Source organism: Bacillus sp. LSHTCR4 (assembly GCF_057197025.1).
Genome location: NZ_JBXUNO010000001.1, coordinates 1671609 through 1690328, shown reverse-complemented (window position 1 = coordinate 1690328; position 18720 = coordinate 1671609). Strand labels below are relative to the sequence as shown.

The window sequence follows — 18720 nt, the reverse complement described above, 5'->3', positions numbered from 1 at the left end:
TACTAAAAGGAGGGATTTGAAATGTCTTTTTCTCAATTCAATATTGATATTTTTCGAGCAATTAATGATTTAGGTAAACAATATTCATTCCTAAACCCGGCCACCGTATTTTTGGCAGAATATATGGTATATATTTTTGCTTTAATTATTTTAGCTTATTGGTTTACTGGTTCCAGAAAAGGTAGGATGATGGTTATTCAAGCGATGTTTGCTTTTGTAATTGCTGAGGTGATTGGAAAAATAGCAGGGAAATTCCATCTAAATTATCAACCGTTTGCAGTATTGCCTGATGTTAATAAACTTGTCGATCATGCTGTAGATAATTCATTTCCTAGTGACCATACGATTCTCTTTTTTTCAATTTGTTTTTCGTTTTGGCTTGTTCGTAAAAAAACTGGATGGCTATGGCTTATACTTGCACTTTGTGTAGCCATCTCACGTATTTGGGTCGGGGTTCATTATCCTTTTGATGTTGCAGTAGGGGCTTTAATAGGGTGTATTTCAGCGGTAATTTCGTATTGGTTAGTACCGAAAGTTTCTTTTATCAAGCAATTACTTACTCAATATGAAAGAGTAGAGAAACGTGTTTTACCATCAAAAAACAATTCAAAGGAACTTTGAGTATACAAGTATAAAAAAGACGTTATCCTTTCCTAAAATTCTACAGAAAGGATAACGTCTTTTTCGTTTTATCGATATTGCAAAATATTAGATTGATAATGATGTATCGGGACCCCATAGTTAAATATAAGTTTCTTCAACTCTATCCAACCATTCAAAATAGCTTATTTTTTATTAAAGGGTTCACCTTTTAAAATGACGTGATTTCTATGTTTATCGTGTAGAAATTGCACAATAAATATATTTTTCATGTTACATACATTAAATTAAACTTAACCTCCTTTTCTTTTTCTATAAGTCCCTTAAATGGACAAACTTCTTACCGATATTCAAAACCGTTTACGCTTTTGGCTTGTTTTTTCGGTTTTTCTTGATTAGGCCAATGAATAAATAACTACACATAAACTCCTTATATCTCTAGATAAACTACCGATTAGCTCCATATAGACTCTAGATAACATATATAGAATACAAGTTATCAAGGAGGTAAGAAAAAATGAATTTTATAAAACGTGCAATTCTCAGTATGAAAAAAAGAATAGGAACATCATTAATTTTGATGGCAGTTTTTCTAATTGTTACAAATTTGGTTCTTTCAGGGTTCACAATCCAAAATGCATCAAAAAAAGCAGCTGATGCTGCAAGAAAAAAACTAGGTGCAGATGTTACTTTAAGTCTTGATTTTGACAAATTAGGTCAAAAAGCTAGAGAAACTGGAGAAATGCCAAAACCGCCGCAGCTCAATATAAAAGAAACAGATCAATTAGCGAAGTCAAAATATGTAAAAGACTATAATTACATAACTAACACTTTCGGAATTTCTGATGGACTTAAACTAGTAGGAGCCTCAGATGAAGAAGAAGGCAAAGGTAAAGTGGGAATGGCGGCTGTACGAGGCGGTTCAAGCTCAGGTACAGAAATAGATATGAATGCATCTTTTACGATTGAGGGAGTTCGCAAGACAGCATTACAAGAAAGCTTTAAAAATGGAAAAAGTAAAATCATAGATGGAAAACCAATTACAGAACAGATGAAAGATCAGAATGTAGCTTTAATGGAAAAACGATTAGCGGAATTAAACAATTTGAAAGTAGGAGACAAAGTAAAAGTGCAATCAGGGGATAAGAAGGAAACCCTCGAGATTGAAATTATCGGTATTTACGAAACGAATGAGCAAGCAATGGGTCAACAGGCCCCTCCTATAATGGATCCAGCTAATAAACTATATATGCCGCATTCAACTATGAAAAAATTAGAAGTAGATAAAGGTATAAATAGTGTTCAAGTCGTGTATTTCTTGAATGACCCACAATACATTGATGCATTTAAAAAAGAAGCAAAAAAATCTAATATTGATTTTAATTATTTTAAATTAGATGCACATGATTCATTGTACAAACAAATGATTGGTCCTATCGAAAATATCTCTTCTACTTCTCAAATGATTATTTATATTGTATCGATTGCAGGTGCGATTATATTAGGGTTAATCATTATGCTATCAATTAAAGGGCGTCGTAAGGAAATGGGGATTTTGTTATCTATTGGAGAGAAAAAGTGGAAACTGATGGCACAGTTCGTAGTAGAAGTAGTATGTATCGCTATTTTAGCATTTGGATTATCCATAACAACAGGAGCCAAAGTTTCTCAATTTATAGGGAATAATTTACTTTCGAGTGAAATTGCTACTGCGAGCGAAGAAACAGATACCTCGCAACATGGTACTGTAATGATGGCTGGGCCTGGTGGTACTCTACAAAATCAAAAAGAAAATCCAATTGATAAAATTGATGTAAGTGTAACAGGAGAAGATGTAGGGAAAATGGGTGGAATTGGACTAGCTATTGCTATAATTGCAACGCTTCTTCCGGCATTATCTATTCTACGTTTAAATCCAAAACAAATTCTTTTAAAAGATGAATAAGGAGGCGCGATATGGAAACGATTTTACAATTTAAAAACTTGGATTATTATTATGAAAGTAATGGAAAAAATGTAGCGATACTAGACAATGTTAACTTTTCTTTTCAAAAAGGTCATTTCTACACAATTTTAGGACCATCCGGATCTGGAAAAACCACAACTCTAAGCTTAGGTTGTGGACTGGATGTCCCTAAAAATGGTTACGTACTGTATAATGGCAAAGATATTCGAAAAATTGGTTTGGATCGATACCGTAATCAAAATGTATCTGTAATTTTCCAATCTTATAATTTGATTACCTATATGACTGCTCTTCAAAATGTCCTAACAGCAATGGAAATTACAGGTGTCAAAGTGAAAAATAAGATGGTAAGGGCATTAGAATTATTAGAGAAAGTAGGACTCACAGAAGTTGAAGCGAAACGAAACGTCCTGCAACTAAGTGGCGGGCAACAACAACGTGTAGCAATTGCTCGAGCGTTATCTTGTAATGTTGATTTACTTATTGCAGATGAACCGACAGGAAACCTCGACGAAGAAACGGCAATGGATATTATAGAACTGTTTCAAGAACTTGCACATAAAGAGAATAAATGTATTATTGTTGTAACGCATTCACAGGAAGTTGCTAAAAAATCAGATCGTGCAGTGTATTTAAGTAAGAAGAAGTTGGTCGTAAACCAAATCTAATACAAACATCTTAGCTTTTTAATTCACATAATTTTCAAATATCACTCATTTCAAAAGCTTATATTTGATATATAATAAAATCAAGCCATAATCAAAATGGTCTCCCTGTATTGAATGTTAAGATATTTTGTTGTTTCCTTTTTAACTAAATTTGAAAAAGAACTTGTAGGATATTCTACAGGTTCTTTTTGCTATGATCAGTTACCTATATTATTGAAGAATTACTGTCCCGTTTAACTGTTTATCTGCATAGTTATTGAAGAATTAAACCTATTATCATAATTAAACTAAATACTATCATCCAGCCAAATGCACAATAGCCGAAGATTCTAATCCATTTAGGTAATTGATTCATGTTAATTTTATTTGTGGGAACTCCTTGCATAGAAAACATCATTTTTTGATCTCTATCTCTATTATTTTGTTATTCATACATAACATCATCACCTTTCTAGAACTATTGTGTTTATAGTATACCTGCCTAAAGAAATTATGTATAGAATAGAAGGAGCTAGCTTACATCTAATGTGAAAAAAAGTTTAATTGTCCATGTCTCTAAGTGCTAACCATTTGGAATAAAGAAGTAATGTATCAGTTATACTATGTAATATTTCTTCATTACTAAACATGGTGGTAAGTATGAATAAGCAAACAATTACTTTATTTCAAGTTTCTATGATACTCATTGGTAGTATTGGGATAATTAATCATGTCATTATGATTCCTATGTTATTAGATACATCAGGTAGAGATTCGTGGATCTCTATTATATTAGTAAGCATCCTATACTTGCTTTGGATTTCAATAATATTCATCATATATAAAAAAATAAAAAATGAACATTTGTTTTTATGGCTAAAAAATAATTTCGGGAAATTCAGTGTATATCCAATCATATTCATAGTTGCACTTTATTTAATAACGATTGGTGTCGTTGCACTAAAAGAAACCTTAACCTTTTTCTCTTTTTATTTACCAGAAACACCTCACTTTGTATTAGGAATACTTTTTTTGTTGATTTGTCTCTATAATGCTACAAAAGGAATTCAATCTATTGCACTTACAACAGGTGTTTTGTTGCCAATTGTATTTTTACTTGGTTTTTTTGTAATGTTTGCAAATGTTCCACATAAAGATTATTCTTTACTTCAGCCAATGATGGAAAATGGAATGAATCCAATATTTAGGGGGATGGTTTATCCTGCAGCAGGATTTCTAGAATTAATTTTTATTCTTTTTTTACAACATCATATTTGTTCAAAAGTAAAATTATATCAATTGATTGCTTTAGGTATTGTTATTATTGGTATCACAATAGGCCCAGTTATGGCAGCTATTATAGAATTTGGTCCTTTCGCAGCAGCAAACCAACGATATCCAGCATTTGAAGAATGGAGACTTGTGTCAATAGGAAGGTACATTGAAAATTTAGACTTTCTCTCCGTGTATCAGTGGCTTGTAGGGATCTTTATTCGTCTATCGCTTGTTGTTTTTCTCATTCCAGATTTGTTATCAATTACAAATCGGAAAACAAGAAATCGGGTTATGTTTGCAATACTTTCATGTATTTTAGTAATAAGTATACTACCCATCAGTGACTCTAGTTTCTATTGGTTTGTATCTCAAATTGTTTTGCCAGTTTCAGCAATAGGACTATTTTTGTTTTCTATATTACTAATGGTGTTTGTATGGGTTGTTAAATTTAAGAAAAGCTCTTGAAAGAGTATGAGTATATAATTTATATGAGGTTGCTGAGTTTGAAGGAGACAACGTAGATGAACAAACGAGTAGAATTAAACGAGAAGGTAATACTAGAGTGGTTTGAAGGATGCAACGATGTAAAAATAATAAAGCATGAATTGGACGAGGAAGAAAAAACGAGTTCAGTATTGTTTATGTATTGTCAAAACTTAATTGATAATACAAAATTAAAACAAGCCACATCATCTCAAGTTTGCAAAAAGCTTTTAAGTAATTCTATAGAAGAATTTAACCTTTCAACATTAATTCCTCAGTTATCAGTAAAAAAATTAGATATAGTAAATTCGAATGAAACTATATCTAAAATTATATTTGAAGGTAACCTCCTCATTATTTTTGAAGAATATAAACAAGGGTATATAGTTGATATTGCCCAAATACCTACAAGATCAGTTGAGCAAACAAATACAGAGATGACCATTCGTGGTGGACGTGATGGATTTGTTGAAGAGTTAAACACAAATATAGGATTAATTAGAAAAAGGCTAAAAACAAGTTCTCTTAGTTATGAAGAATTTATTATTGGAGAAAGAACACAAACTAAAGTAGCCCTCTTGTATTTAAAAGATATTGCATCCCAAGATATCATTAATCAAGTTCGATTAAAATTAAGACAAATTAAAATAGATGGGATTGTTTCAAGTGCACAGATTGAAGAATTAATTACAAACAATCAATTTAGTGTATTTCCTTTAGTTGAATATACAGGACGTCCTGATTATGCTGTGAATTGTTTGTTGTATGGGCGTTTTATTTTATTAGTCGAAGGGTCACCGACAGCCACTATTGCTCCAGTTACGTTTCCTTTTTTTGTGAATACATCTGAAGATCAAGATTTTTTCTATATATTCGGTAGCTTTGTACGGCTTGTAAGTCTTTTGGGGATAGCAATTTCTATATTTCTTCCAGGAATTTGGATAGCATTAATTACATATCATCCAGATCAGATTCCCTATACGTTGTTAGCTACATTAAGCTTATCAAGAGAAGGGATTCCTTTTCCTGCTCCTTTAGAAGGGCTAATAATGATGACCTTATTTGAAGTTTTGAGGCAAGCAGGATTGCGTGTTCCTGCGGTATTTGGTCAAACATTATCTGTGGTAGGGGGATTGATTATTGGACAAGCCGCTATTAGTGCTGGAATTGTTTCAGCATCTATGGTCATTATAATAGCAATCTCGGTTGTTTCGACATTTGCTTTAACTAATCAGTCGGTAACAGGGATAATAAGTATATTGCGATATATAGTATTTGTAGTGTCTTCTTTATTAGGTATAGTAGGATTTATCTTCTGTGTTCTTGTGATGGCGATACATGTAGTGAATTTACGATCTTTTGGAGTCCCATTCTTTACACCATATTCACCCCCTGTATTTAAAAGTATGCTAGCAGCCACATTTAGAATTCCTTTCACGTATATGAAAAAAAGACCTGAAGAATTGCATACGCAAGATAATACAAGGAAAAGAGAGAGTACAGATGAAGAAAAATAAAAGAATAGTTGTATTTCTTTTTATGATGTGTACGTTTCTAACAGGGTGTTGGGATCAAAGAGAGTTGCATCACGTTCTATATATAAATAGTCTAGGTATCGATTTTAAAGATAATAATTATATCATCCGTCCGCAATTTATTAATTTCTCTAACATAGCTAAACAAGAAGGGAGCACTACCCGTAATTATAGCCAGGCCTATATTGGAAAGGGAAAAGGCTCCATTTTAGATGAGGCAGCATTTGATTTTTATAAGGGGGCTCAACAAGAAATTTCATGGGAGCATCTCAAAACAATTGTTGTAACAGAGCGATTTTTAAAACATGGTGACATAAATCAATTTAATGATTTTTTCTCTCGTTTTTTTCAATTTCGAGATACTATGTGGATATTTGGAACTAAGGAACCTTTAGAAAATATATTAGCGAACAATAATATTTTAAATATTTCTCAATTATATACAATCATTAATTTACCAAAAGAGATAACCAAGCAATATACAATAATAGATCCTTTACCTTTATATAAATTTCAAAGAAATTATTATGAACCTGGGATGACAACTCGTATTCCTTTCTTAGCTACGACTAAAGCATATTGGAAAAAAGGGCATACATCATTTCCAATGTTAAAATTTAGTGGTTATGGTTTTATAAGTGATAAATCCTATATAAATCATTTAAACAGCCATGATATTGCTGGGATTCGTTGGACGGATGGAAATACGAAACGAGCTCCATTACTTTTAAAATTTAATCAGAAAATTATTGGACATATAGTATTGAAAAACCCGAAGATAGATACAAAACATTTTGTGAAAAATGGAAAGTTACGCATACTTATGAACATCCATTTCGATGCTGATATTTTTCAATTAATACACTCTATGCCCGTAAATGATATTAAAAAAATTGCAGAGGCCCAAGTTGAAAAAGAAATTAAAACAACGTACCGAAAAGGAATCGAAAGAGGGATTGACACGTATCAGTTATCACATTCTTTATATCGTCAGAATAATAAATTATGGAAAAAACACAAAAAAGAGGGAGGGGTATTTCTTCAAAATAAAGAATTAGATTTAAATGTCTCGATTAATATAGCTACAAATGGAAAATCTAAAAATAAGCGTAATATGATTGAGCATTAGAATGGTTGAAAGTGAAAGGAAACATAAAATATTAACTCTAAATAAGTGATTCGAACGTGAAAGACCATTCTGTATTTTCATGTTTGGTTTGTTTCGATGGTTCGGATTGAATATTACTATTAGAACAGCCTATAAGCGTTACACATGAAAGTAATACTACAGGTAGTATCTTTTTATAATGTGCAATGTGAAAAAACTTCTTTGAAACTATTATATATTTTCAATTTCTTTCAAGAATATATGGATTTTGTATAGGTTTTTACATACCTATACAATTAACAAATGCACTGGATAGCACTCCTCTTGTACAAAATGAGAGGACTACCAAGAACACCTTTTTTATACGTAATAGACAATCTTAGTAACACATTTGTTCCATTTATGATTAAGCTTTTTAATATATCTATTATCTTTGTTTTTAAGCATCGCAAACTCCATTTTTTTGCACTCCACTTAAATTAATATGGATTTAGAGTGAGTTTTTCTTGTAACGGGAATTTCAATTGGATAGCGCATATATAACAACCTCGTCTCGGATAGAATAAGGAATAACAACTACTGATTTCATTTTAAAGTTGGATGGTAGAAATAAAGAGCTTAAAAAACGAAAAGTCCCCCTAATTGATTCCTAATAAGATTATACTTGCTACAAAAACAAAAAAACTCGCCATACTAAGAGGGGAGTTTTTTTGTTTGTTTTTTAGATAAAGGAATGTTCATGCAAAATTGCACACTATGTTCCATATTTTTTATAGTATACTTTATATTTAACGTTTCAAGAATTTGTTTAACAATATATAGTCCCAAACCACTTCCCCCAGTATTTCGATTCCTTGATTTTTCAATTCGATAAAATGGTTTGAAAATTTGTTGTATATCTTCATCTTTAATATTGACACCTGTATTTATAATTTGCATTTTGATTTGACCATGTTTAGAATCATTATTTAACTTGATATAGACTTTTTCATCATGTGGTGAATACATAACTGCATTATGGATAATATTTTTACATGCTTTTTCAAATAGAACACGATCTGTATAAACAGAAAAGTCAGAGTCAATTTCTTTTATTATTTGGATGCTTTTTTGAGAAGCGAAAAATTCGAGATCTTTTGTGATTGTACCTAATAACTTTGAAAGATTAACTTCTTCTATTTTTAGTTTAAAAGTGTGTTGTTCTAACTTTGACATACTTAAAATTTCACGAACTAATTGTTGCATACTTTCAATAATTTGATGATTTTTCTTTAAATATTGATCACGATTTTGATAAGGGCCAATATTGTATATCATCCCTTCTAAGTACCCTTTCATTACAGTAAGAGGGGACTTTAATTCATGTGCTACAATCGCAAAAAACTCTCTGCGTTTTGTTTCTATTTCTCTTTCTTTTTCAATATCATTTTTTAGTTGTTCATTTGCTTTTTTTAAATCGAACATAGCTTGTTGTAAGTTAATAGACATGTCGTTCAAACTATTAGATAACTCTCCTAACTCATCTGTAGAGCGAACCTCAATTTTTTCGGAGAAATCTAAATTTGCCATCTTTTGTGCACCTTCATTAATATAAATTAGTGGCTTTGTAATAAACCTGGAATAGAAATAAGCACTCCCTATACCAATTACGAGCACAATGATACTAATATAGGGGAGAAAGCGCACTAATACCTGCGAAGCTTCATCAATCGGTTGAAATGTTGCGAACACTACAAGCGTTAAACTACCATCTTGGAATTGAATTGGTTCCGTAACATTATATGAATTGCTAATGGTACCTGCATTCTCAAATCGTGTGGCTTTAGTAACTACTGTTGTTTGTGTACCACTTTGAATAAAAGAAAATGAAGGCGAGTAAATAATTACTCCTTCTTTATTTTGAAGCGAAAGCATCGCGTTATTTTTTTTTGCGTATTCATCAAAAAGTGGTATCGCATCTTGAAACGTAAGATTTTTGGACTTATCAATTATTTCTTTTATCCCTGTTTGAAGTTGATCTGTTTTGTATTGCTCATAAAACGTAGGAAGAAAGAAATATAAAGTTAAATAAATCAACACTGCAAAGGATAACAAAATGAGGGATGTAGTCATAAAGAGTTTATAAGTAATTCGTTTCATCTTCATGATTTTTAAAATTTTATTCATCAACTTTATAACCAATACCCTTTATTGTTTTAATGTAGGGGATAGCTAGTTTTTTACGTAGGTTTTTAATATGTGTATCAATTATTCGTGTTTCTCCAAAATAATCGTATCCCCAAACTTTCTCTACGATATTTTCTCTTGTCAGTACTTTTCTCTCATTTTGAAATAGTAGTTGTAGAATTTCGAACTCTTTTGTCGTTAAGAAAATTTCAACATCATCTACATATACTCGATATGCATCAACATCAATGCGTACTTCTTTAAATATCAAATGATTATTTACATTGTTATCATAACTTCTTCTAAGTACAGCTTCGACTCGTCTAATCAAAACATGAAACGAAAAGGGTTTTGTTATATAATCATCAATCCCAAGATCGAACCCTTTCATTTGATCTTCCTCTTCTTCTAACGCAGTTAGCATAATAATTGGTATGTTTGACTGACTTCGAATCATTTTAGCAACTTCAAATCCATTAAGATTGGGCATCATTACATCTAGAAGAACTAAATCAAAGGATTGCTTATTAAATTGTGTCATACCCTCTAGTCCATCTGAAGCAACTACCACTGTATACTGTTGTGTCATTAAAAATTGTTTAATTAATTCCTGAATTTCCTGATCGTCCTCAACCACGAGGATATGATAGTTTTTCATAATATCACCTCTGGTAGTCATTATAGCCGTACTATCTGTAGTTTATGTGGAGATACAATAGGAAACTTTATAAGACGTTTAACGTATTAACTCCATTTTCAAGATTGTGTATTCTCCGTAAAAAGGATTATTACCGATCTTCCTTTTTTATGGAGGCATATTTGTGTGCTTGAAAAAACTTATCATATAAAAAGTTGAACGATTAATATTTACGAAAAACTAATGTATAATAATGTAAATTACATGTAGTTTTTTTTAACTGTTTGAAAATACACTTTCGATACTTTACTAGAAGGGAGATGAGTTTAAATATAAAAGAAGCAAGCGAAATTCTAGAGCGTACGCCACAAACTTTGTAGTTTTTTTGCTAATTTAGTAAAGGTCTAAGATGCGAACTAAGGATTATTTAAATCATGTGAGAAAGGTTGTGAATTTATTTAATGGGTTATAAAGCTATGCTGTTTGATTTAGATGATACGTTACTTAATAGGGATAAGGCAGTAGATAAATTGTTTTTATTTGTTTTAGAAAAGTGTTATGAGAATGTTAGTGATACAGTTAAAAACAATATGCTACGAAAATTTAAAGAATATGATAAAAGGGAATACGGCATGAGTGATAAAACGATAGTTTTAGAATCATTGTTTGATGAATTCCCACCAAAGTATAGGTTACAACGCAATTATATCCAAGATTTTTGGAATCATAATTTCCCTAAATGTTTTTCAATAGACAAAAATACTATTCATTTCTTACATCATATAAAGAAGCACTTTGAAGTTGGAATTATAACAAATGGCTCAACTCAAAGGCAAAAGGCTAAAATAAGTAACACGAATTTAAACAATTACTTTGATACGATCATTATTTCTGAAGAAGTGGGATTTAGTAAACCTGATAAGCGTATATTTGAACTAGCATTAAATAAGCTTAATGTACAACCAGAAGATGTATTATTTATTGGAGATGACTTAGAAAAGGATATTGCTGGTCCTCAAAATGCAAATATAAAAGGTGTGTGGTTTAACCCTCAGAAAATCAAGAATACTACCAAAATACAACCATATGCCGAGATTAACACTTTGGATAGCTTATTAAGTTATGTTACGCCACAATATTTTTTTAACAAGTAAAATTAATTTCATTGACCGTATTAGTAATAAAAAATAAAAGCGATTTTAATAGCTGTGGATAATTTAATCTATGATTAATACGAAGTTTTGTAAAACAATTTTACTCATACTGTGTAAATTATAAAGGGGTGGGACTATGGAAATAAAGAAAGTAGTAATCGATGGAATCAATATTGCGGTCATTAGAAATGATACGGTATTAATATCCGATGTTCAATCTGCATTAGATACTATGGCAACTGTTCAATATGAGGTAGATGCGAAGCATATTATTATCCATAAATCTTTAATAAGTGAAGATTTCTTTGATCTAAAAACACGTCTTGCGGGCGATATCCTTCAAAAGTTTATAAACTACAAGGTGAAATTTGCTATTGTTGGAGATTTCTCTATGTATACTAGTAAAAGCTTAAAGGATTTTATTTATGAATGTAATAAAGGTAAAGATATTTTTTACTTAGCAACTGAACAACAAGCAATTGAAAAACTTAGTACATTAAAGTAATAACAATACCGCAGTAAAATTCCCCTCTTTTTCACATCGCTTATTATTTATAACATATAAGAACTGATGTTTGTGTTAAACTAAGAAATGAATAAAGGGGGAGTTTTCTTGAACAGTTATAATGATACGATACAAAACTTAAACAACATAATTTACAAACCTAACAATTTACTGATTGCGAATGTAAAAGAAGAAAAGCAAAACGCAGAATATGCAGGATATTTATTTCACTTAAATAACAAAACCATTCGTTTTAGAAAATCCAAAATTACTCCTAATAAAATGGGTCAATTTGTTTCTTTTTGGGAGAAAGATGACAATATGCAAAATCAAGCGTTTTCTTATGACGCTGCTACTGACTTATTAGTTATCACTTGTATAGATGATAATAAACTAGGACAATTTATCTTCACTAAAGAGATTCTTCTTAAGGAAAAAATCTTGAGAACACAAAAGCAAAAAGGCAAAATGGCTATGAGGATTTATCCAATCTGGGATACCCCTGTTAGCAACCAAGCTAAAAAGAGCCAAATGTGGCAGCTTCAGTATTTTGTTGATTTAAGCGATCATAATAATTTACCTATAGACAAACTATTACATTTGTATTCATAGCTTCTTATCTTAAGTAATCTTGTTGGTTAGACTTTTTGTACCGGTACAGTTAAACGAAATGTACATTGTTTCAGTACCCCTTTAAATTTACAATCAGCATATACTATTTTAACTTATACATTTTAAGGGGTGCTGACTATGACAAATCTACAACATAAGCTTTTTACAAGATTGAATCTTGCAAAGCGTACTGAAGTGAAGTTTGAAGAATTAAATACCATTCTTTTTGCATTTGCACACACTATACCATTTGAGAATTTAGATGTTATATTACGCAATACGAATGCAATTACTATGGAAAATTTACAGGATAAAATTTTAACTAGATCCCGCGGTGGACTTTGTTATGAATTAAATACTCTTTTTTACTACTTTTTAAAAGATTGTGGTTATGATGTACAACTCGCATTAGGTACCGTATATAAAAATGATATAAACGCTTGGGCACTCGAGGATGGGCATATAACAATTATTCTAAATTATGATAACGTACGATACGTAATTGATGTAGGTATCGCTTCATTAGTACCTCTAGTCCCTGTACCTTTTACAGGTGAGTCTGTTTCTTCTAAAAATGGTACGTATCGAGTGAGACAAAAAGATACGAGTAAAGGGAATTACGTTCTAGAAAGAAAAGATACGAATGGTGAGTGGAAAGTTTGTCATGCTTTTTATAATCGTATCATTGGTGAGGCAGTAGTGAATGATGTTCAAAAAAGAGTAGTAGAAGATGAGAAATCTATTTTCAATAAAGGACCAATCGCAGTCAAATTGACGGAATCTGGCCATGTCTCTTTAACCAATACTAGTTTCACTGAAATAGTTCATGGCGAAAAAACGAAACGTGAAATTACAGAAGAGCAATATAGGGAGCTTTTAAATACTTTATTTGCTATTGAGTTATGATAAAACAAATAGATAGCCGGTTCTTGTTCAGAACCGGCTATTTCATTAATTTTAATTTAAAACAACTATTAACGTTTGATTTTCTTAATAGATATAATACACTAGAACAGTATGAAAAAGTATAACAATGAATTTTGAATGTAAAGGAAGATCTTCATGTCAATTATCGATAAATTGAAACTTAATAAGTATACGAATATGGTTGTTATTAATGAGCCAAGTGATTACGAAGTTTTTACAGGAAAAGAAACTGTATTTTCAAAAGAACACGATGCCATTTTTATTTTTGTAGAAACATTGGATGAAATGGTGAAACAAACGAATTATATTATTAGTAATGAAGAATTATTAATTGAAAAAGGATACATATTCTTCGCATATCCGAAAAAAGGTAATCCTCGCTACAGTACGTTTATTCACCGTGATGAGATGTTTCCAGCATTAAACGTTGGAGAAGATGGATATGTGGGAGAAAGCGATATTAAATTTGCCCGAATGGTAAGTATGGATGATATCTTTACTGTTGTAGGTTTAAAGCGTGAGAAGAAAAAAGCGACGAAAACGCCTGCAATGAGCCAATGTGTAGCTGATTATGCAGATCGAATTCAAGATGTTGAAGCTTTATTAGCTAATCATCCAAATGAACTTAAGTTTTATCAAAGTTTAACACCTGGATACAAAAAAGATTGGGCACGTAATCTTTTTTCTGTAAAACAAGAAAAAACACGTGAAAAACGTCTTGAGAAAATGATTGAAATTCTTTCACAAGGGTATAAAACAATTGATTTATTCCGCAAAAAGAAAAAATAAGATTAGGAAAGTCACAATGATGCAACAATTAATTGCGATGAGTACATTGAAAAAAGTATTCCTTCCATTATACTAAGGGATGTTCTTATGTGTATATAATTAGTAAAAGAGAAAAGGTGTTTGAAATGAAATCGTATATTGTAGTTGGAGCGGGAATTTTAGGAGCGTCTACTGCTTACCATCTTGCTAAGGCTGGCGTGAACGTTACTATCGTGGATCGTCAACAAGTAGGTCAAGCAACGGATGCTGCAGCAGGTATTGTCTGTCCATGGCTTTCGCAACGTCGTAATAAAGCATGGTATAAAATTGTTAAAGGCGGTGCACGTTACTATTCTTCGTTAATTCAGCAATTAGAAGACGACGGTGAAACGGATACAGGTTACAGCCGTGTAGGTGCAATTAGTTTACATACTGATGAGAAAAAACTAGATCAAATGGAAGAGCGAGCTTATAAACGCCGTGAAGATGCACCAGAGATTGGTGAAATTACGCGTTTATCAGCTGAAGAAACGAAAAAATTATTCCCGGCATTATCAGAAGAATATAGTTCTGTTCATATTAGTGGTGCTGCAAGAGTAAACGGAAGATTATTACGCAACGCATTAATAAGCGCTGCGAAAAAACATGGCGCAACTTTTTTAAAAGGCGATGCAGTATTAGTCCGTGAAGGTAATCATATTACGGGTGTTAAAGTAAACGATGAAACAATTTTAGCAGAAAAAGTTATTGTAACTGCAGGTGCATGGGCGAATGAAATCTTAAACCCATTAGGAATTAATTTCTTAGTTACGTTTCAAAAAGGACAAATTGTTCACTTGCAAATGGAAAATATAGCAACAGAAAATATGCCAGTTATTATGCCGCCAAATGATCAATACATTTTAACATTTGACAATGGTCATGTCGTAATTGGTGCTACCCATGAAAATGAAACTGGCTTCGATCATCGTGTTACGGCTGGTGGTTTAAATGAAGTATTCCATAAAGCATTAACAGTTGCACCTGGCTTAGAAAATGCTACTATGCTTGAAACGAGAGTTGGATTCAGACCATTTACGCCAGGGTTCTTACCTGTAATTGGCCCGCTTCCTAACTTTGAAGGTATTCTCGTTGCAAACGGATTAGGTGCTTCAGGTTTAACTGCTGGTCCATATTTAGGGTCAGAACTTGCTAAATTAGCACTTGGACAACCAATTGAGTTAGATTTAAATGATTATGACGTTGCTGGAGCAATTGAATAATCATGGGGTACTGCTAACATAAAAAACCTTGCTACACTGCATTTGTAGCAAGGTTTTTTCTTAGTGTCATTTTTATAAAAATCAAACATGGATTTGGCATGGTCAATGAACCAAGAGAACTTGCACTAAGAAAAGCTCTATACAGTTGCCTCTGAAAAAATGAAAATAGTTAGAAATATTTTTAAGTTGTATGGTTTTGGGCTATGAATAGCGGAATACATATTAAGTATTCAACAGTTAAAATAAAACGAGTCATCTTTTTATTTGAAGAAGAAAGATGACTCGTTTTATGCTAAAATTCGCTTAGTGTATATTTTCGTTAAAATGTGGGTAAGCCCCCTTTTAGCAAAACCGGAGTGGAAATGATGAGTATAAATAGTTTTGTGGGATTGATAAAGGACGAATTATTAAAAGAGGTAAGCATAAGAAGTGAAGATGAATTCGAGCCTGTAGTAGTTAAAGATATTCCTAGACTTTGGAAGTGTTTAGGGAAAGGTAATTATGCAGCAGTATTCATGCACAGAGAATTCAAAGATTGGGTAGTGAAAGTTTACGCGCGCGAAGGAGAAGGAATTGAAAAAGAGTCAGAAGTATACCGAAGAATTGGAAATCATCCTTCTTATTCAAAGCTTATTTATAAAGGAGAAAATTTCATAGTATTGAAACGTTTAAAAGAAATTACCTTATACGATGCTATCCATAAGGGGATTAAAATTCCTAAGCAGGTGATTCTTGATATAAATAAAGCTTTAGAGTATGCAAGGAAACAAGGATTAACTCCTTGTGATGTTCACGGGAAAAATGTGATGATGGAAAAAGGAAGGGGATATGTAGTCGATGTATCTGATTTCTTAAAAACAAATGAAGATAGTAAGTGGAGAGACCTAGAAAAGGCATATTTTACATTTTATTTGCCTTTCATTTATAAATTGCCTTTCCCTATTAAAATACCGTATTTTATGTTAAACATTGTTAGACATTCGTATAGAAAATATAAAAAAATTAAAAAAAAATTCGAATTGTAAAAGGATCACATATTTATAAGTGAACCACTAGTAAACAAAAGGACCGTACATTTTAGATATGTCTAATATGTACGGTCCTAATTGTATAACTTCATGAAGGAATCAGTAAGCTTTATATTTTCTTTTTCATGCAATTTCTTTTTTTATAAAATAAAAGCAGTCTAATAAGAAAATATGTACAGCATTATAAATCAATATTTTCCTGTTAAACCACCTTTTTTAAATAGAAATACGACTGATAAAATAATAACAACGGCCTTCAAACTGCCCCAATATGGATAAATAGCATGATCTGTTAGATTAGCATGCTGGAAAATGTTCTCTAATCCAAAAATCCCAATAATGACTGCTAAAAGAAAAGCGGCTTTTCCAATAGTTGTATTACGATAGAGGGTAAATAAATATAGTGCAATTATAAGTGGTAAGATGATTTGTAGTAAAAGTGTCATAAGTAGCCCCTTAGTTTATTTATAATTATATTATATACAAAATTGTAATAAAAAGGAATGCGACTTATTTGATACTAATAAGATCACTCTAATCATATTCTTCTATTAAAAAGAATATAGAGGGGTGTAAAGTTAATTGACAAAAGTGAAGGTTCGTTTACGACCCATTGTTCATCACATAAATTTACCCACTGTAATAAAAACAGCTATTCTTCCAGGTGAATCGGCTGAAAGACTATTTATTGCAACCCAATTAGGGGAGATTTTTCACATAGGAGACGGGGTCATAAAAACATTTTTAAATATTCATCCGCGAATTATTAAATTAGGTACATTTGAAGAAGGTGTTGCTAGTAGCGGCTATGATGAACGTGGATTGCTTGGACTAGCATTTCATCCGCGATTTTATCAAAACGGTTTATTTTATCTTCATTATTCAGTAGTTGGAACTCAAGGACCTGTTGCACTCTCTGAACAATTTAAACCGAATCCTTGTGACCCGAAAACGTTAAACTTAAAGTGGACAAATAGAGATACGCAATATGATCATATTGATACAATCGAAGAATGGAGTTTACAATCAAACGGTCATCCTCAAAAACGTAGAACATTACTTAATATAAAACGCCCATTTTTTAATCATAATGGAGTAAATACTTTAAATTTTTCTCCAGAAACGGGAAAACTTGTTTTTACAAATGGAGATGGTGGGTCGGGTTATGATCCGTTTAATTTAAGCCAAGATGATTTAGAAATAGCGGGTAAAATAATTGAAATCGATGTAAGTAGAGATACAGTCATAAATAATCCTCCAGTCGTTACACGTTTTAATGAACTTCCTCTATCTATACAAAAAACACTTACAGTAATTGCGAAAGGTATTCGTAATATAACCGGTATTTCATTCCAAAGGTTTTATAATCAGTATATTAAATATGCAGGTAATGTCGGACAGGATATTGTAGAGTCTATTTTTTCATTTGTTCAATATAAACCAATTCCGGTTACCGAACTTGTTCAAATGCATGTAATGGGATTCACTTCAAATCAAGATGGGTTTATTAATTTTGGTTGGAGAGGATGGGAAGGAGAATTACCTACTTCTTTTATACAGCACTGTTCTGATAATCCTGCTTTGGATGAGAGAACAATGGTTTATTATAATGAAACAATAGAAACATCAGTGAAGCGAATTCAGCCACTCATTAGTTATTTTCATAAAGACCCAAGACCGGATAAGTTTGGAGGAACTTCACTAACAGGCGTTCAACCATATATGGGAACTGCAATCCCGAGTTTACATGGTAGTGTTGTATTTACTGACCTTGCTAAGAAAGAAGAGTCCCGGCCACCAGTTAAAGGTGTTTTAGCATATATTAAAGCCGGTATAGACGGTAAACATACTGACTTTCATGCTATTGAAACGAATTATGATTTTGGTACGCAAGCAGCTTATTATATGAGTTTAGGAACAAATTTGGATCAAACTAGGTTATATTTAGGAGTTTACAGTTCTATGAAAGTAACTGATTTTAACAAAGGTACCATTTTTGAAATTATTCCTTAATACGATATACACTCGTAGTTTAATCATACAAGGA

General features: G+C 31.8%; 17 protein-coding genes and 1 pseudogene. 14 read left to right on the top strand and 4 right to left on the bottom strand.

Annotation, left to right across the window (positions count from 1 at the left end; all coding sequences use genetic code 11):
* Positions 1-21: 21 nt before the first annotated feature.
* From AC2CGR_RS08660 to gerXC, 6 genes are all read left to right on the top strand, one after another.
* Positions 22-621: an undecaprenyl-diphosphatase gene (locus tag AC2CGR_RS08660; RefSeq protein WP_484480748.1), complete on the top strand. Its 600-nt coding sequence runs from the start codon at positions 22-24 to the stop codon at positions 619-621.
* Between the two features lie 496 nt (positions 622-1117).
* Positions 1118-2545 carry an ABC transporter permease gene (locus tag AC2CGR_RS08655; protein ID WP_484480747.1) on the top strand — a complete coding sequence of 476 codons (1428 nt, stop codon included), beginning with the start codon at positions 1118-1120 and terminating at the stop codon, positions 2543-2545.
* A gap of 11 nt (positions 2546-2556) precedes the next feature.
* Positions 2557-3234 (top strand): ABC transporter ATP-binding protein, encoded by a 678-nt coding sequence (locus tag AC2CGR_RS08650; RefSeq protein WP_000447846.1) that lies wholly within the window; start codon positions 2557-2559, stop codon positions 3232-3234.
* 639 nt (positions 3235-3873) lie between these two features.
* Positions 3874-4953 carry a spore germination protein GerXB gene (gerXB, locus tag AC2CGR_RS08645; protein WP_071716334.1) on the top strand — a complete coding sequence of 360 codons (1080 nt, stop codon included), beginning with the start codon at positions 3874-3876 and terminating at the stop codon, positions 4951-4953.
* Positions 4954-5009: 56 nt separating this feature from the next.
* Positions 5010-6488, top strand: a complete 1479-nt coding sequence (gene gerXA / locus AC2CGR_RS08640; RefSeq protein ID WP_071716335.1) for a spore germination protein GerXA — start codon at positions 5010-5012, stop codon at positions 6486-6488.
* Positions 6475-7635, top strand: a complete 1161-nt coding sequence (gene gerXC, locus AC2CGR_RS08635; RefSeq protein WP_087963987.1) for a spore germination protein GerXC — start codon at positions 6475-6477, stop codon at positions 7633-7635. The genes gerXA and gerXC overlap by 14 nt, the downstream gene beginning before the upstream one ends.
* A gap of 70 nt (positions 7636-7705) precedes the next feature.
* Here the strand turns inward: gerXC and AC2CGR_RS08630 are convergent.
* From AC2CGR_RS08630 to AC2CGR_RS08620, 3 genes and pseudogenes are all read right to left on the bottom strand, one after another.
* Positions 7706-7849, bottom strand: a pseudogene (locus AC2CGR_RS08630) (class A beta-lactamase); the annotation flags it as partial.
* Between the two features lie 458 nt (positions 7850-8307).
* Positions 8308-9780 (bottom strand): sensor histidine kinase, encoded by a 1473-nt coding sequence (locus AC2CGR_RS08625; protein WP_071716337.1) that lies wholly within the window; start codon positions 9778-9780, stop codon positions 8308-8310.
* Positions 9773-10438 carry a response regulator transcription factor gene (locus tag AC2CGR_RS08620; RefSeq protein WP_000800744.1) on the bottom strand — a complete coding sequence of 222 codons (666 nt, stop codon included), beginning with the start codon at positions 10436-10438 and terminating at the stop codon, positions 9773-9775. The genes AC2CGR_RS08625 and AC2CGR_RS08620 overlap by 8 nt, the downstream gene beginning before the upstream one ends.
* 440 nt (positions 10439-10878) lie before the next feature.
* Between AC2CGR_RS08620 and AC2CGR_RS08615 the strand changes: the two genes are divergently transcribed.
* The 7 genes from AC2CGR_RS08615 (at position 10879) to AC2CGR_RS08585 (ending at position 16670) form a co-directional block, all read left to right on the top strand.
* Entirely contained in the window at positions 10879-11571 is a 693-nt protein-coding gene (locus AC2CGR_RS08615) for an HAD family hydrolase (protein WP_270185111.1), read from the top strand.
* A 136-nt stretch (positions 11572-11707) separates the two neighbouring features.
* Positions 11708-12076: a DUF4180 domain-containing protein gene (locus AC2CGR_RS08610; RefSeq protein WP_087963989.1), complete on the top strand. Its 369-nt coding sequence runs from the start codon at positions 11708-11710 to the stop codon at positions 12074-12076.
* A gap of 108 nt (positions 12077-12184) precedes the next feature.
* A complete protein-coding gene (locus AC2CGR_RS08605) occupies positions 12185-12688 on the top strand; it encodes a MepB family protein (RefSeq protein WP_484480746.1) in 504 nt (167 codons plus the stop codon).
* Positions 12689-12826: 138 nt separating this feature from the next.
* A complete protein-coding gene (locus AC2CGR_RS08600) occupies positions 12827-13594 on the top strand; it encodes an arylamine N-acetyltransferase family protein (RefSeq protein ID WP_087963990.1) in 768 nt (255 codons plus the stop codon).
* A 156-nt stretch (positions 13595-13750) separates the two neighbouring features.
* Positions 13751-14404, top strand: coding sequence for a YdeI/OmpD-associated family protein (locus AC2CGR_RS08595; RefSeq protein ID WP_087963991.1), 654 nt, complete (start codon positions 13751-13753; stop codon positions 14402-14404).
* A gap of 125 nt (positions 14405-14529) precedes the next feature.
* Positions 14530-15645, top strand: a complete 1116-nt coding sequence (locus tag AC2CGR_RS08590) for an NAD(P)/FAD-dependent oxidoreductase (RefSeq protein ID WP_087964052.1) — start codon at positions 14530-14532, stop codon at positions 15643-15645.
* A 362-nt stretch (positions 15646-16007) separates the two neighbouring features.
* The gene (locus tag AC2CGR_RS08585; protein WP_270185554.1) at positions 16008-16670 is read left to right on the top strand and encodes a protein kinase family protein; all 663 of its coding nucleotides are present in this window, start codon (positions 16008-16010) and stop codon (positions 16668-16670) included.
* 191 nt (positions 16671-16861) lie between these two features.
* Here the strand turns inward: AC2CGR_RS08585 and AC2CGR_RS08580 are convergent, their stop codons facing one another.
* A complete protein-coding gene (locus AC2CGR_RS08580; RefSeq protein WP_270185114.1) occupies positions 16862-17119 on the bottom strand; it encodes a hypothetical protein in 258 nt (85 codons plus the stop codon).
* 136 nt (positions 17120-17255) lie between these two features.
* Here AC2CGR_RS08580 and AC2CGR_RS08575 point away from each other — a divergent pair, with 136 nt between their 5' ends.
* Positions 17256-18686 (top strand): PQQ-dependent sugar dehydrogenase, encoded by a 1431-nt coding sequence (locus AC2CGR_RS08575; RefSeq protein WP_087963993.1) that lies wholly within the window; start codon positions 17256-17258, stop codon positions 18684-18686.
* Positions 18687-18720 lie beyond the last annotated feature (34 nt).

Coding starts and splice junctions, on each gene's coding strand:
- AC2CGR_RS08660 (WP_484480748.1), top strand. CDS start 22: ATGTCTTTTTCTCAATTCAATATTGATATTTTTCGAGCAATTAATGAT.
- AC2CGR_RS08655 (WP_484480747.1), top strand. CDS start 1,118: ATGAATTTTATAAAACGTGCAATTCTCAGTATGAAAAAAAGAATAGGA.
- AC2CGR_RS08650 (WP_000447846.1), top strand. CDS start 2,557: ATGGAAACGATTTTACAATTTAAAAACTTGGATTATTATTATGAAAGT.
- gerXB (WP_071716334.1), top strand. CDS start 3,874: ATGAATAAGCAAACAATTACTTTATTTCAAGTTTCTATGATACTCATT.
- gerXA (WP_071716335.1), top strand. CDS start 5,010: ATGAACAAACGAGTAGAATTAAACGAGAAGGTAATACTAGAGTGGTTT.
- gerXC (WP_087963987.1), top strand. CDS start 6,475: ATGAAGAAAAATAAAAGAATAGTTGTATTTCTTTTTATGATGTGTACG.
- AC2CGR_RS08625 (WP_071716337.1), bottom strand. CDS start 9,780: ATGAATAAAATTTTAAAAATCATGAAGATGAAACGAATTACTTATAAA.
- AC2CGR_RS08620 (WP_000800744.1), bottom strand. CDS start 10,438: ATGAAAAACTATCATATCCTCGTGGTTGAGGACGATCAGGAAATTCAG.
- AC2CGR_RS08615 (WP_270185111.1), top strand. CDS start 10,879: ATGGGTTATAAAGCTATGCTGTTTGATTTAGATGATACGTTACTTAAT.
- AC2CGR_RS08610 (WP_087963989.1), top strand. CDS start 11,708: ATGGAAATAAAGAAAGTAGTAATCGATGGAATCAATATTGCGGTCATT.
- AC2CGR_RS08600 (WP_087963990.1), top strand. CDS start 12,827: ATGACAAATCTACAACATAAGCTTTTTACAAGATTGAATCTTGCAAAG.
- AC2CGR_RS08595 (WP_087963991.1), top strand. CDS start 13,751: ATGTCAATTATCGATAAATTGAAACTTAATAAGTATACGAATATGGTT.
- AC2CGR_RS08590 (WP_087964052.1), top strand. CDS start 14,530: ATGAAATCGTATATTGTAGTTGGAGCGGGAATTTTAGGAGCGTCTACT.
- AC2CGR_RS08585 (WP_270185554.1), top strand. CDS start 16,008: ATGATGAGTATAAATAGTTTTGTGGGATTGATAAAGGACGAATTATTA.
- AC2CGR_RS08580 (WP_270185114.1), bottom strand. CDS start 17,119: ATGACACTTTTACTACAAATCATCTTACCACTTATAATTGCACTATAT.